The organism is Mesorhizobium sp. M7A.F.Ca.MR.148.00.0.0 (genome assembly GCF_003997735.1).
In the GTDB taxonomy this organism is placed as follows: Bacteria; Pseudomonadota; Alphaproteobacteria; order Rhizobiales; family Rhizobiaceae; genus Mesorhizobium.
On the sequence record NZ_RZTB01000130.1, the window covers coordinates 1 to 14,442 of the forward strand.

Consider the following 14,442-nt stretch of genomic DNA (forward strand, 5'->3'; position numbering starts at 1 on the left):
GTAGAAGCCATGCAAGACGCCTCATTTGAGGTCACCTGTCGTATCTAGCTGCTTGCCGGACCACTATGTGAAGCGAGCGCTATTGGCTGCCTCTGCGATGCGGGAATTGGCAGCGGACGTCTCACGATCAAACAGGCATCTGCTTGTAGAATTCTTTTAATCGTGAAGCGGCGCGAGTGCGCTATCCGTTGAGGTGAGCAAGGCCGGCGCCCTGGGTGAGCGCTGGTGTCGGGTGGTGGAAAGTACAGGGGGAGCTGTGTGGCCCCCTCTTTCTCGGCCTCGACGGTGTGCGAAGGAGCCTGTGCGGCGAACGGGCCGACGCCCCAGGCTCAGAACCTGGGCGAACCTAACTCCCGCCAAAGGACAGCCCAGAGCTGGATACACGAAAGAGATACTGAACCCGCGAATCAGATTCTGATCAATCGTCGTGTCTGAGCTCCGCTCGGCTCTTACGGAGATAATCGCGCGGCCCGGCAACGGCCGCGCGTGCCGCGGGCGTGAGCTTTGCGCTTCGTCAGAAGTGCCTCGAGCGTGACGACGATAATTGACCAGCCATATGGAACGCATTCGCCCAGTTATCCAAAGCGTGGATACCTTTCATCTAAACAAAGGATTTTACCGTTTTTGCTGCAGGTCCCATAGAGGCGCTTCAAGTTGGAAAGATAGGTAGTTCCCATGGTTGCGTTGGATCCGAGGAGCATCATCTGGTGTGCGGGGCGCACAAAGTCAGTCGCATCTGCATTACGGCTTGGTCTTTCGGCGGTCTCCACAAGTTACGCCCCGTTGGTGCGATGCCAATTATTTAACCAATGCTTGGACATTTATCTCAACCAGACAGCTCCAAGGTGAGGTCTTCCATGCGCCCGAATGTCGATTGGAAGTTGTGCTGGGAAAATGAGCTGCAACTGGCCGACCATGTCGAACTCTCCGACTTTTTTCGAAAGACCTATGGACGGACTGGCGCCTTCAACGCGGAGCCATTCGAAGGCGGCCGCAGTTGGGCCGGCGCGAGGCCGGAATTCCGCGCAATCGGCTACGACGCGCATGGGGTAGCGGCTCACATCGGCATGCTGCGGCGCTTCATCAAAGTTGGCGAGGTCGACTTGATCGTCGCTGAATTGGGCCTGTACGCGGTTCGTCCGGATCTTGAAGGGCTCGGAATCGGTTTTTCGATGCGCGTGGCGTACCCAGTGCTCCATCAGTTGGGTGTTCCATTCGCTTTCGGCACGGTTCGGCACGCGCTGCGAAACCATGTCGAAAGATTCTGCAGAGCCGGCCTCGCGAACATTGTGTCGGGCGTTCGCGTACGATCGACCCGTCCAGATGTGCATCCCGACCTGCCGCCCACGCGCCTGGAAGACGTACTCGTGTTGGTTTCGCCGATCGGACGCTCGATGGACGAGTGGCCGTCCGGTACCCTGATCGACCGGAACGGTCCGGAACTATGAAGCCTCTGGACTACATATGCGAAGGGCAGAGTGACAATGCCGATCGCATTGCAGAGCGCAGCGTCTATCTGACGTTTGACGACGGTCCCAATTCATTTTTCACACCGCAGATACTCAATGTGCTGGCGCAACATCAGGTGACGGCGACCTTCTTCGTTGTTGGGGCCTACGCGGCCGACGAGCCGGAACTCGTTCGCCGAATTATTACAGACGGCCACGGTATAGCCAACCACACGATGACTCATCCGGACCTGGCCAAATGCGGGTCCGTCGAAGTCGACTGCCAGATAGTTGAGGCAAACAGAGTCATAGGGATGGCTTGCCCGCAGGCCATGGTTCGGTACTTTCGTGCACCGTATGGCATCTGGACCGAAGAAGTAATCGCTGCATCAGCGGGTGCGGCATTGGCGCCCGTCCATTGGTCCATTGATCCACGCGACTGGTCTCGCCCCGGCGTTGACGCCATCGTCGACAGAGTGCTCGCCGATATCCGGCCGGGCGCAATCGTGCTGTTGCACGACGGGTGCGCTCCCGACGAATTGCAACCAGGCAATCAAGCCAGTCTGCGCGACCAGACGGTGACAGCGTTGTCACGCCTAATTCCAGAATTGCACGGCCGCGGATTTGTAATCCGATCACTTCCTCAACACCCCTGAACAAACAGAGATCCTATGGACCTTCTCACCACAGCCAGTACTGTTGCCGTTTCGTCTTATGCGGTGCTCTCGACTGTTTACAGAGGCATGCAAGCGGTCTACTCCCAACCGGAAAATGTTACGCCGCCGTCGGAAAGCTTGTTCGGATCCGACCGTTGGCCGAGCGTGGATGTCATTATCCCCTGCTACAATGAGGACCCGCGCACACTCGCGGCGTGTTTAGCTTCCATTGCAAATCAAGATTACGCCGGAACATTTCAGGTCTATCTGGTTGACGACGGTTCTGGAAATCGTAATGCCGTCATCCCGGTACATCACGCCTACGAGGGCGACCCGAGATTCAATTTCATTCTGCTCCGCGAGAATGTTGGCAAACGCAAGGCGCAGATCGCCGCCATCCGCCGCTCATCTGGAGATTTCGTGCTCAGCGTCGACTCTGACACGACACTTGCGTCCGACGTCATCACAAAGCTTGCAGTAAAAATGCGGGATTCCATGGTCGGAGCGGCCATGGGCCAGCTGACGGCATACAACCGCAGCGACACTTGGTTGACCCGATTGATCGATATGGAATACTGGCTGGCTTGCAATGAGGAGCGCGCGGCGCAAGGTCGCTTTGGTGCGGTCATGTGCTGCTGCGGCCCATGTGCAATGTACCGCCGGTCTTGTCTCCTTTCTCTGCTGGATCAATACGAGACGCAGCTGTTCAGGGGGAAACCAAGCGACTTCGGTGAAGACCGTCATCTTACGATCCTCATGCTGAAAGCAGGCTTTCGAACCGAGTACGTTCCAGGTGCCGTCGCGGCGACAGTCGTTCCGGACAAGATGGGACCTTATTTGCGCCAACAACTCCGCTGGGCACGAAGCACCTTCCGGGACACGATGCTTGCGCGAGGTCTACTGCGTGGCCTGGATCGCTATCTAACTTTGGATGTGATGGGAGAGAATCTCGGCCCATTGTTGCTCGGCATCGCGGTAGTAACGGCGCTCGGTGAGCTACTATTTTCACATACAGTAAATTGGTGGACGGTGCTGGCTATTGTCACGATGACCATAATCAGATCTACGGTGTTATCTTTCCGCACTCGGCAGCTTCGATTCATCGGCTATTCAATGCACGCGTTAATCAGGATATTCCTGTTGATCCCCTTGAAGGCTTACGCCCTGTGTACATTGAGCAATAGCGATTGGCTGTCGCGTAAAAGTGTTCCCCTGCCCAACAGGAGCACAAAGGAAATCACAAGCGCGATGCCGCTTGCCGGAGCAAATGCTGCGGGCAATTCTGGAATTGCGGAGTCACTTCATACTGCAGATCTTTCGCTCACAGCTGGTGAAGTCTGACGGCCTTGCAGCGCCGAGTGACCGAGTAAGTTGTGTCAGTCGACACGGGGTGAAGCTTGTCGAGTTACCTATGGTCAGAACGGGAACTATCTGGAAGCGACACGTGGCATCTTGACGTTATTCTTTGGCGGAAGCGATACACGCGTCGCTCCGGCCGCGACTTTCCAAAGGTGCCATCTCAAGGCGGTGGCCTGCTCTGAACCAGAATTCGCAAGTAAGCTGCCGGTGGCCAATCGGACTCATTCCGCTTGAGATAGACGCATGTCCAATGTAGCAATCGACCTTACCGGCGTAACCAAATTATTCGGAAACAAGCTCGTTGTGGACGGGCTGTCCTTCACCGTTGCATCGGGAGAGTGCTTCGGTCTGCTGGGGCCGAACGGCGCAGGCAAGAGCACGATTGCGCGTATGCTCCTCGGTATGACCCGGCCTGACGCGGGTGATATAACAGTCCTCGGTCTACCAGTGCCGGCACGCAGCCGCTTGGCCCGCAAGGGCATAGGCGTGGTCCCGCAGTTCGACAATCTCGACCTGGAATTTACGGTACGCGAGAACCTGTTGGTGTTCGGGCGCTACTTCGGCATGAGTACAAGAGAGATCAACGCCGTCATCCCACGGCTCCTCGAGTTCGCTCGCCTTGAGAGCAAGGCGGATTCACGTGTCGGCCTGCTATCCGGCGGGATGAAGCGGCGCCTGACGCTGGCACGTGCTCTGATCAACGACCCCCAGTTGCTTGTGATGGATGAGCCCACGACCGGCCTCGACCCGCATGCCCGCCATCTGATCTGGGAGCGACTTCGTTTCCTGCTGGCGAGCGGAAAAACGATCATTTTGACCACCCATTTCATGGAAGAGGCTGAGCGGCTTTGTGATCGGCTGTGTGTTCTCGAGCGGGGACGCAAGATCGCCGAGGGCAGTCCTCATGCGCTGATCGACGAGTACATTGGGTGCAACGTGATCGAGATCTTCGGCGGCAATCCACAGGAGCTGATTTCGCTGATCAGACCGTACGTTCAGCGTGTCGAGGTAAGCGGCGAGACGCTCTTTTGCTATGCGCCTGAGCCGGAGGATGTGCGCATCCAGCTTCGCGGTCGAGCGGGTCTGCGTATTCTAGAGCGTCCACCCAGTCTGGAGGACGTTTTCTTGAGGTTAACCGGACGTGAGATGGAGAAGTGAGCAATGGGTGAACGTTTTGCGGCCGCTCTACCCGCCAACGCCTGGAACTGGATCGCGGTGTGGCGCCGCAATCATCTGGCATGGAAGAAGGTGGCATTTGCTTCAATGCTCGGCACCCTTGCTGATCCGATGATTTACCTTTTCGGGCTCGGCACTGGCCTTGGACTGTTGGTAGGCCGCATCGAAGGTGCATCCTACATCGCCTTTCTGGCAGCCGGCATGGTTGCGACGAGCGCGATGACAGCATCAACCTTCGAAACAATTTACGCGGTTTTCGGTCGAATGCGCGATCAGGGCACTTGGGAAGCAATCCTGCACACACAACTTACCCTCGGCGACATCGTTCTCGGTGAATTGACCTGGGCAGCCACAAAGGCCTTTCTGGCCGGTACGACAATTGCGATTGTTGCCGCCGCGCTAGGTTATGCCGCGTGGACGTCGGTTCTCTACGTGCTGCCGGTCATCGCTCTCACCGGGTTCGCCTTTGCGAGCCTGGCCATGCTCGTCATCGCGCTCGCGCCCAGTTATCACTATTTTATTTTCTATCAGACGCTTGTCATCACACCCATGCTGTTCCTTTCGGGCGCGGTTTTTCCAGTCGGCCAATTGCCAGGAGTGTTTCAGCAGATTGCGGCCTTCTCGCCGCTGGCGAATTCTATCGATCTAATCCGTCCGGTGATGCTCGGCCGCCTGGGCGACAATGTAGGGCTGCATATAGGCGCACTTTGCATGTTCGCTGTATTGCCTTTTTTTCTGTCGGCTGGACTGTTTCATCGACGACTAATGCGTTGACGCTTACCTACGCCCATCAACGAGAAGGAGGTCCGCAATGCCGGATTGCAAACTGCCCCCAGCGGCCCGGAGGCATGCGTGTGCCAGGAATCGCGAGTGGTACAACAACGCCGAAGCCGGGCGCCACCCAGCCGCTGCAGGCACGCGCCCATCTTCGCGACCACACCTCGGAGTACAGGCTGGGTGGTGAGGCGCGCGGACCCACCCGGAGCGTTCAAGCGATAGCAGCCAAGCTTCTTGTGCGCGTCCCCAGACCGTCGCGGCCATTATTTAGTTGGATACACATGCAATGACCCACAACGAAGCAACTCCTGAGCCTTTTGTGATCCTTGCTATGCCAAGGACCGGAACACACTATTTAGAAGAATTGCTAAACGAGCATCCGACCGTTCTGAGTAACGGTGAGTTGCTAAACGAATATGATCCCAATTGGCCCAGCACGGATCGCCTGCTAGGCACGGATCGCGAGCTTCTTGAGCTTGCCTATGTGCGCTGCCCTATGCGCGACTACAAGAATGTGACGCATCTTGGATGCAAGATCAATGAACCTCAGTTTCGCGAGCGTCCAGCATTCTTTGCGGAATTAGCTCGTTGGCCAGCACTCAAGGTCATCCTTGTTGTTCGCCGAAACGTATTGGAATCGCTCCGATCCTTTGTGCAGGCCAGGGAAAGCGGTCACTGGCTGAAGTTCAGCTCGGACAACGATACCGCTCGGCCACCGAGCGTCAGGTTGTCAATCGCCGACTGTGAGGCTTATTTCAAAGCCGCCGACGATTTTCACGCTCGCGTTATGGACTCCTTCACGTCGACCAACCTGCTTGTAATGGAATACGAGAGCCTACTTCACGAACCTGCCCAATGCCTGGGAGCGGTTTGGGATTTCCTGGGCGTTCCAGCGCTTGAGCCATCAGATAACGCCATCTTGCAGCGCCAGGAAACGCGACCGCTTGATCAAACGGTGGAGAACTTTGACGAGTTGCGGATTCACTTCGCACGCGGACCTTATTCAAGATTTTTTGACCTCGGAGATTCAATGCGCTCCTACGCTTAATCGCTTGTACCGCGTGCTCTGATGGGCGTGTAGGATATCCTGCAGTTTGCGCGCATTCCGTTCCAAAACTGACAAACCAAAGTCACCAAGGCAACCGGCAGTCGATCTGCGGCGAACATCAAAGGGCACGGGCGCAAGGCGACCTGGTCAATTCCCTCTCTGACGAAGCACTTCCTCAGACGCGATCTTTGGCGAGCCTTGAGTGCAAATTCCGGCAAGGTGGAGGGTTCCAGTGCGCAACTGCACCAATCTCGCTGGACGGGACAGGCGTCCAGTTGGCACGGCGCTTGCTCCGAGATGACAGCAGCGCTCGACCGGAGCGCAGCATGGGAGAAGGAGGAGCCCCCACCCCGATCCGGTCAGGGAGAGAGAAACGATGTTGGTTCCAAGAGTCCCCCGCGCGATCGCAGCGCCCCGCAAGCGCCATTTTGCCCGGACCTACGTGCAGGTACTTGCCGCCATGGTCCTTGGAGCCGCAATTGGCTACCTCTATCCGGAAACCGGCCAAAGCCTGAAGCCGCTCGGCGATGCCTTCATCAAAGTCATCAAGATGATTATCGCACCTGTCATCTTCCTGACAATTGCGACCGGCATTGCCGGCATGAGCGATCTGCAGAAGGTCGGCCGAGTTGCCGCCAAGGCGATGGTTTATTTCCTTACCTTCTCGACGCTTGCACTCGTTGTCGGGCTGATTGTCGCGAATATCGTTCAGCCTGGCGCCGGCCTCAACATCGATCCGGCCTCGCTCGATGTCGAAGCCGTTAAGGGCTATGTGGCCACGGCTCACGAGCAGTCCGTGACCAGCTTCCTGATGAACATCATCCCGTCAACGATTGCCAGTGCCTTCGCGGAAGGCGACATCCTGCAAGTCTTGTTCTTCTCGGTCTTGTTCGGCATTGCTCTGGCGATGACCGGAGAGACGAGCAGGCCGGTCGTTACCTTTCTCCAGGCGCTCACCGCCCCCATTTTTAAGCTCGTCGGCATTCTGATGAAGGCTGCACCCATCGGCGCCTTCGGCGCTATGGCCTTTACGATCGGCAAATACGGAATCGGTTCGGTGGCCAACCTCGCGATACTGGTCGCGACGTTCTATCTGACCGCCTTCCTCTTCGTGTTCGGGGTTCTCGGCGTGGTCTGCCGCTGCAACGGCTTCTCGATCTTTTCTCTTGTCCGCTACATCAAGGACGAGCTGCTGCTTGTCCTGGCAACGTCCTCCTCGGAGGCCGCGCTGCCCTCGCTCATGGAGAAGATGGAGAAGGCCGGCGCCGCGCGTTCGGTCGTAAGTCTCGTCATCCCTACTGGATACTCATTCAATCTGGACGGCACCAATATCTACATGACGATCGCCGCCCTCTTCATCGCGCAGGCGACGAACACAGATTTGTCAATTGCCGATCAGATCCTCCTGCTGCTAATTGCGATGCTTTCCTCGAAGGGTGCGGCAGGCGTCACCGGCGCCGGCTTCATCACATTGGCCGCTACTCTGTCTGTCGTGCCGAGTGTTCCCGTTGCCGGAATGGCTCTAATTCTTGGCGTGGACCGCTTCATGTCGGAATGCCGCGCGCTGACGAATTTAGTCGGTAATGCGGTGGCATCGCTCGTTGTCGCTCGCTGGGAAGGCGAATTGGACCAGTCCCGGATGGAAGCCGCTTTCCGCGGTTAGGGTTACATCAAACGGGCTCCCCGCAAGCAAGCAATAGCGCGACGTGTAAGTCACGGCCTTCACAGCAGTCGAATTGCCGGCCTCCAAAGAGCGCTGGAAATAGTGTACTAACGCGGAGAGTAATACAACACCATGAAGCCCCTAAGCAAACGAACGGTTCACGGAAACTCATCTGGGTCCGCATGGAGCGCTGTTCGTCGAATGCGTTATCAACCGTGGGGTGTGGTAACTATTTCAGCTTGCCGCCCCAAGCCGTCGCGGGATCGCACCGGATGACGGAGGACCGGCCGATCAGAATCGCTAGGGGAAAGCGCGTCACAATTGCCGATCTCGCCCGCGAAGCCGGAGTCAGCGTAGCAACAGTCGATCGGGTTCTGAACGTCCGCCTTCCGGTGCGAGAGGAGACCGCCCAGCGGGTCCATGCGGCCGCGCACGCGATCGGCTATCATGCTGCCGGTCTCATCAAACAGCGCTTGCAGCAGCACCTGCCGCACTACAAGCTGGGCTTCATCTTGAGAAAACCTGCCCACGATTTTTACCAAGATTTCGCTCGCAATATTGAAGAGTCGGTCAGTATGGCTAAATCCTTCCACGGCCTTCCGATCATCGAGTTCGCGCAGTCACATTTGCCGCGTGACCTGCTCCCGCTTCTTAAGGACCTTGGAAGCCGCTGCCAGGCGATCGCCATGGTGGCGGCCGATCACCCGAAAATCACAGCATCAGTCGAGGAGCTCAAGGCGAAAGGTATCCCGGTATTTTCGCTGTTATCCGACTTCGCCGATGGCGTGCGCGAGGGCTACATCGGCCTCAACAACAGCAAGGTCGGACGGACTGCCGCTTGGGTGTTTTCCAAGGCCGCAAAACGGCCCGGCAAGGTGGCGGTGTTTGTCGGAAGCCATCGCTTCCAGGCGCATGCGACGCGGGAAACGGCCTTTCGTGCCTATTTTCGTGAGAACGCGCCCAAATTCGAGGTGCTTGATCCGCTCGTGAACCTTGATGAACGGCAGCTCACTTACGAAAAATTGCTGGATCTTATGCAGCGGGAACCAGAGCTCGTCGGCTTCTATATGGCCGGCGGGGGGATAGAGGGAGCAATTTCCGCGCTCCGAGAAGAGGGGAGCGGTCAGGATCTCGTCGCGATCGTGAGTGAAATGACGCCGCAGTCACGTGGGGCGCTGGCGGATGACATCTTGACGATGGCGGTCGGCACGCCAATGCGCCGACTTTGCCAGGAGCTGATAATGGCAATGGAGCGGGCCATCAAAGCCGGCGTCGCGGAGAGCCCGGGGCAGACATTTCTGCCGTTCGACATTTATCTTCCGGAAAATATTTGACCTTGATGGATTTCTATCATGAGCGCCCATTTTCCTTTCATCGATGAAAGGAAAGCTCGATTGACTCGGCCGTCTCTGTCCGATCTGTGAACCGGCGTGGTTCCGTCTTGAAAGAAGCCGGATGCCGAAATGGCAGCCGCGCTTCATGGAAGGAAAGTCAAGCAATGCGCCAGGTATCGCCCCGCTTTGCACTCAATCACATGGCGGCGCCCCGCCTTGACGTCAGTGCGCTTTTCGCGCTTGCCCGTGACCAAGGCCTGACCGACGTCCAGATCCGTTACCCTCATTTCAGCAATCCTGTCGCACGCGGCATTCCGGCTGCGGACGTTCGGTTGGCCGCTACCGAAGCGGGCGTCACGATCATCTCTGTCAACGCCTTGCAGCGGTTCAACGACTGGACTCCAACGCGTCAGGCCGAGGCAAGCAACCTCGCCGATTATGCGACGGCGTGCGGGGCGGAGACGCTCGTGTTGGTGCCGGCCAACCGCAGCTCGTGGCCCACCAATAGCGAGCGCCAGGACAATCTTCGTTTCGCTCTAAACGAGATCAAGCCAATCCTCCAGTCGCGGGGTCTGATCGGTCTCATCGAGCCGCTGGGTTTCCGAACCTGCTCGCTTCGATCAAAGAAGGAAGCGGCCGAGGCCGTTGCCGCGGTTGATGGCCAGTCCGTCTTTCGCCTCGTGCACGACACGTTCCACCACACCCTGGCCGGGGAGACATGCCTGTTCTGCGAGCTTACCGGCCTGGTGCACATTTCAAGCGTAAACGACCCGACCTTCTGGATTTACCCCGATCGCTTTCTTGCAGGTTCCGACAATGGCAGCCAGATTCAGGCGCTGCTGGATGGCGGCTACGCGGGACCTTTCTCGTTCGAGCTGGTCGAGGAAGTCCATTCTCTGGACGATCTCGCAGGCGCACTTGCCGCCAGCATCGACTTTATCCGGCGAGGGCTATTGTCGTCAAAGTAGATGGTGACAGGAGTAGTGACTATAGGTGCGCCTGAATTTTCCGTGGGTTCACAGCGGGGCAGCCATCCGAGATGCCTCCTGTATCATTATCTCCCGCATCCAGATGCTTGCCGGATCGCTATTGTGGAGGGCCGGCCATTGGAGGGTCTCGGTGAATGTGGGAAATGGCAGCGGAAGTTCGATAACCCGCAGGGGGAACGTTTTTTCGAAATGCCTGACCAGCCGTAAGGGCATGGTCGCTATACGAGCTGTGCCGGACACCATAGGTGGAATCATGCTGAAGCCCTGCACGGCGACCTCGACACGTCTCTTAAGGCCATGCTCAAGCAAAAACCATTCCTCGATAGACGGCTTCATCGTACGCCCGAACCTGACCGCGACGTGCCTCATCGACATGTATCTCTCGAATGTAAGCTGCTGTGGCAGCTGCTTGTTTGTGGGACAGCCTACGCACACGAGCTTCTCGTCAAACAGCGCAACGCTTGAATGCACACTCGACGTGAACATATCCGGTAGAATTAGAAAATCGACGTCACCGCGCCGGAGAAGCTCATCGGGGCTATCGTCGACAGGCAGCAGTTCGAAGCTGACGGCGGGGGCTTCCCGTGAAATACGCTCCACAAGCTTTTCGAAAAACACGAGCGTGACGAAATCGGAAAGAATGATCCTGAAGAGGCGATCGGCTCGAGCTGGGTCAAACGGATCCGAAGAAATAATCGAGCACTGGATGTGCTGGAGAGCGTCGCGAACTGCGGGGGCAAATGCTGCCGCACGCGGGGTTAGAAATCGTTCGCGACCTCTTATCGTAAACAGTTCATCGCGGAAATAATCGCGCAGTCGGGCGACGGCCGCACTCATGGCGGGCTGACTCAGGTTGATCCTGCGTGCCGCCGCCGAGAGATTACGCTCCGTCAGGAGTGCGTCGAGCACAACGAGGAGATTTAGATCAAGTCCTTTGAAACGCATATCATCAGCCATCCATGGGATGGATGCCTTTAACCGAAACAAACGACTTTAACAATTTAGCATTCTTGCAATCTTTTGTCGCAAAAAGTTTATGATGGATGACGTTAAGGTCCGACATATGAGCCGCGTGATCTGCCGAAGCGAGCAATCGTTCGTACTGTGCAGGTCAGAGATTGGCAGTTTGAAACGCCGGGCCGATGGCGCCGGGCTATCAACCAGCGTCTTCGGCGGCCCCGACCTAGCTAGGCGTGGAACCTAATAGGGTGCACCTTTCCAGTCCGAGGCGACTGATGGGCGGTTTGATCCTAAGCTGCCGTGAGGCCTGTGCCAATTGCATCGGCGAGCCAATGCAGCAGTCCGGCAGCGTTTTTGAGAGCTGTTGTAGGCTCGGCCTAAGCCCATTGGCGCAAGCCCATCTGGACGAAGCGCTTGGCCTTGCCGCTATCCGGTATGTGATCTGTGGTGCCTTCTCGTCCTGCTGTTCTTGTTTTGGAACGCCCTTATGGTGAGCCCATCCGGGACGTGGGGCACCGGGAGCACAAAGGTGCAGGCAGGCCGTCAATAGACCGTGGGCTGAGAGCCCGAGCTCGTTACATGGCCGCCCCTCGCGACTTTCCCGGATGCGCTGCGAGCGCGGATCAGTAGATGTCGTGTTGCCCGCCAGCTCCCGTCTTTGACCGAGCCAAGAAAGGAGGAACGGGCATGCTTATCATCGGACTGGATATTCACCGCGCCTTCGCCGAAGCAGTGGCATGGCCGCGTCGACATGCGGCGCGATCTTGTCGCCGAACGATGTCGGGGTGATCGAGGGCACCCGGCAACGCGACGTCCGCTGCAGCTGTGGTTGCGCCGCATGTGAAGAAGGTGGGGATCGCCAAGCCGAAACAGGTGTTTATCGTTGCCTATGCCAAGATCAAAAGGACGATCGACGCCGACGTTCTTGCGCAGCTCTATGCCAGCGGCTTCTTGCCAGAAGTCTGGATTGCGGACGAGCCGACGCAGGCTCTGCGTCGACAGGTGACACGGCGCAATCAGATTGTCCGACAGAGATCTCGATTGAAGAGCGTCATCCAGTCGATCCTTCATAGCCACCTGATCCGTCCTGCCCGCATGCTGACCTGTGCGGCGCCAAGGGTCGGACCTGGTTAATCGAGCAGGTCGTACCGCAGGACGAGCGCCTCGCGATCGATGGGCATCTGCGCGAGTTCGACCGATTGGGCGAAGACCTCCAGGTCATCGAACGCGATCTTGTCCGCTCGGCTCTCGAGGATGAAGGCGTGAAGCGGCTGATGACCATTCCCGGCGTCGACATCACCGTCGCGCTGGCGATGAAGGGCGGCGATCGGCGACGTGTCGCGCTTCGACGATCCGCAGAAGCTCGTGACCTATCTCGGGTTGAACCCAAGCGTCCAGCAGTCCGGCCAGGTCCGGCCTACCATGGGCGGATCACCAAGCAGGGCCGTGGTCATGCGCGCGGCATGCTCGTCGAAGCGGCCTGGGCGGCCGCTCGTGCTCCCGGACCGTTGCGAGCCTTCTCCCTGCGGCGTGCGAGCCCGGCGCGGACAGCATGTCGCGGCCGTGGCAACCGCACGCAAACTCTCTGTCGTGATCTGGCATCTGTTGAGAAGGGCGAGAGTTACGCGTGGGCTCGACCCTCCCTGCATGCCAAGAAGCTTGCGCGATGTGGAACTCAAGGCCGGGAGCAAGGCTGTGCGCGGCCAAAAGGGAGCGCGCCCCGGGAAGAAGAGCGCCGCTGGGTGGAGCAGACCGAGGGCGCCTATGCACGCCTCGTCGCCGGTTGGAACCCACGAGGTCCGAAGAGGGTAGGCACGGATGCCGCAAACGAGGCGCGACGATAGAAGCTGCGCGGCAGGGCTCTCATCTCGGACCCTGCTCTTCGCCACGCGGTCGTCCGGCGCGACAGGAGAATAGCGCAGATTTATCAAAAAGGCTCTTGTCGATCACATCAGTGGTCTTGGGCGCTGTACGGCCGGGTGAAGACTTTGCAGGTGGCCCGGAAAGCGTTTGACCTGCAGCGAAGCAATTGTCGTCATTACGCGCTCGACCCGGGCGCCCAGCTTGGCATAAGGGCTACGTGGCCTCAGGAAGCGTCGTCGCCAATGCAGACCATGGACGAATTCCCAGCCGATGCCGAGATGCCGGTCGACCGTGCCTGTCGCCGTCCGGTGATGCGATGCCCCCGAGCGGATGAGTTCGCCCCGGATGCTCCCGGTCACGACGCACGGGTTCGGGTTCCAAGGCGCTCAGTTTTGTTCGCGCCCAATCGGTGTAGGACGCGGCAGAAATACGAGCGTGACGAAATCGGAAAGAATGATCCTGAAGCGGCGATTCGGTAGAGCCGGGTCAAACTATCCGACGAAATAAACGAGCACTGGATGGGCGGGGGAGCGTCGCAAACTGGAGGGCAAGAGCTCCCGGACGCAGCATTAAGTTTGAATACCTCCGCGGACATGGTCGCGAGCTTATCGCGCAAATAATCGAGCAGCCGAGCGCCGGCCGCACTCATGACCGGCTGGGCTCGGTTAATCCTGCATGCCGCGCCCATGAGGTTGCGCTCTGTCGGGAGTGCGTCGAGCACAACGAGGAGATGTAGTTCACGATCTTTGAAAAGCGTGGTCAACCATCCAAAGTGTGGATGCCTTTCATCGAAACAAACGATTTCATCAATGTTCTGGAATCCTGCATGGGCAGAAGCACCTGACGCACACCGATGCCCCCACTGCCTCATGGCGTGGCGAGCGTCTTAAGAAACCGCCCGAAAGGAGATTTTTCATGCGCTCTACCGGGCAGTGGAGTGCTGGGAAAGGGAGTTGCAACTGACCGGCCATGTCAAACTGTCCGACTTCTTCCGAGCCTATGGACAGACTGGAAACCTTCCAGCCATTCGAAAGCAGGCCGCAGTTGGGCCGGCGCGAGACCCGAAGCCCGCGCAATCGGCTACGACGCGCACGGTGTAGCGGCTCACATCGTGATACTGCACCTACGCCACACACCGGCCGGACCTGATCCGGCTTTATGAGCATTGG

At 58.1% G+C, this 14,442-nt stretch carries 10 protein-coding genes and 2 pseudogenes; 11 read left to right on the forward strand and 1 reads right to left on the reverse strand.

Annotated elements, in window-relative coordinates; all coding sequences use genetic code 11:
• Positions 1-857: 857 nt before the first annotated feature.
• From EOB49_RS29015 to EOB49_RS29055, 9 genes are all read left to right on the forward strand, one after another.
• Positions 858-1,448: a NodA family N-acyltransferase gene (locus EOB49_RS29015; protein ID WP_024505875.1), complete on the forward strand. Its 591-nt coding sequence runs from the start codon at positions 858-860 to the stop codon at positions 1,446-1,448.
• Positions 1,445-2,104, forward strand: coding sequence for a chitooligosaccharide deacetylase NodB (gene nodB / locus EOB49_RS29020; protein ID WP_127382992.1), 660 nt, complete (start codon positions 1,445-1,447; stop codon positions 2,102-2,104). Before EOB49_RS29015 ends, nodB begins: the two co-directional genes overlap by 4 nt.
• Before the next feature lie 15 nt (positions 2,105-2,119).
• Positions 2,120-3,445: a chitooligosaccharide synthase NodC gene (gene nodC, locus EOB49_RS29025; protein WP_032899868.1), complete on the forward strand. Its 1,326-nt coding sequence runs from the start codon at positions 2,120-2,122 to the stop codon at positions 3,443-3,445.
• A 261-nt stretch (positions 3,446-3,706) separates the two neighbouring features.
• Positions 3,707-4,621, forward strand: coding sequence for a nodulation factor ABC transporter ATP-binding protein NodI (nodI, locus tag EOB49_RS29030; RefSeq protein ID WP_024505873.1), 915 nt, complete (start codon positions 3,707-3,709; stop codon positions 4,619-4,621).
• Positions 4,622-4,624: 3 nt separating this feature from the next.
• Entirely contained in the window at positions 4,625-5,413 is a 789-nt protein-coding gene (locus tag EOB49_RS29035) for an ABC transporter permease (protein WP_029356621.1), read from the forward strand.
• Positions 5,414-5,702: 289 nt separating this feature from the next.
• Positions 5,703-6,464, forward strand: a complete 762-nt coding sequence (locus EOB49_RS29040; RefSeq protein ID WP_127382993.1) for a sulfotransferase domain-containing protein — start codon at positions 5,703-5,705, stop codon at positions 6,462-6,464.
• Positions 6,465-6,840: 376 nt separating this feature from the next.
• Complete coding sequence (locus EOB49_RS29045; RefSeq protein ID WP_126063813.1) at positions 6,841-8,127, forward strand: dicarboxylate/amino acid:cation symporter; 1,287 nt, start codon at positions 6,841-6,843, stop codon at positions 8,125-8,127.
• Positions 8,128-8,399: 272 nt separating this feature from the next.
• A complete protein-coding gene (locus EOB49_RS29050; protein WP_024505889.1) occupies positions 8,400-9,461 on the forward strand; it encodes a LacI family DNA-binding transcriptional regulator in 1,062 nt (353 codons plus the stop codon).
• Between the two features lie 164 nt (positions 9,462-9,625).
• Entirely contained in the window at positions 9,626-10,429 is an 804-nt protein-coding gene (locus EOB49_RS29055) for a TIM barrel protein (RefSeq protein ID WP_127382994.1), read from the forward strand.
• A gap of 48 nt (positions 10,430-10,477) precedes the next feature.
• Here EOB49_RS29055 and EOB49_RS29060 read toward each other — a convergent pair whose 3' ends face one another.
• Complete coding sequence (locus EOB49_RS29060) at positions 10,478-11,395, reverse strand: LysR family transcriptional regulator (RefSeq protein WP_063170390.1); 918 nt, start codon at positions 11,393-11,395, stop codon at positions 10,478-10,480.
• A 702-nt stretch (positions 11,396-12,097) separates the two neighbouring features.
• Here EOB49_RS29060 and EOB49_RS38075 point away from each other — a divergent pair.
• Positions 12,098-13,254 (forward strand): annotated as a pseudogene (locus EOB49_RS38075) (IS110 family transposase).
• Between the two features lie 934 nt (positions 13,255-14,188).
• Positions 14,189-14,393 (forward strand): annotated as a pseudogene (locus EOB49_RS29070) (acyltransferase); the annotation flags it as partial.
• Between the last annotated feature and the right edge of the window lie 49 nt (positions 14,394-14,442).

Excerpts from the sequence above, each read along its gene's own strand:
- EOB49_RS29015 (WP_024505875.1), top strand. The coding sequence starts at position 858 with ATGCGCCCGAATGTCGATTGGAAGTTGTGCTGGGAAAATGAGCTGCAA.
- nodB (WP_127382992.1), top strand. The coding sequence starts at position 1,445 with ATGAAGCCTCTGGACTACATATGCGAAGGGCAGAGTGACAATGCCGAT.
- nodC (WP_032899868.1), top strand. The coding sequence starts at position 2,120 with ATGGACCTTCTCACCACAGCCAGTACTGTTGCCGTTTCGTCTTATGCG.
- nodI (WP_024505873.1), top strand. The coding sequence starts at position 3,707 with ATGTCCAATGTAGCAATCGACCTTACCGGCGTAACCAAATTATTCGGA.
- EOB49_RS29035 (WP_029356621.1), top strand. The coding sequence starts at position 4,625 with ATGGGTGAACGTTTTGCGGCCGCTCTACCCGCCAACGCCTGGAACTGG.
- EOB49_RS29040 (WP_127382993.1), top strand. The coding sequence starts at position 5,703 with ATGACCCACAACGAAGCAACTCCTGAGCCTTTTGTGATCCTTGCTATG.
- EOB49_RS29045 (WP_126063813.1), top strand. The coding sequence starts at position 6,841 with ATGTTGGTTCCAAGAGTCCCCCGCGCGATCGCAGCGCCCCGCAAGCGC.
- EOB49_RS29050 (WP_024505889.1), top strand. The coding sequence starts at position 8,400 with ATGACGGAGGACCGGCCGATCAGAATCGCTAGGGGAAAGCGCGTCACA.
- EOB49_RS29055 (WP_127382994.1), top strand. The coding sequence starts at position 9,626 with ATGCGCCAGGTATCGCCCCGCTTTGCACTCAATCACATGGCGGCGCCC.
- EOB49_RS29060 (WP_063170390.1), bottom strand. The coding sequence starts at position 11,395 with ATGCGTTTCAAAGGACTTGATCTAAATCTCCTCGTTGTGCTCGACGCA.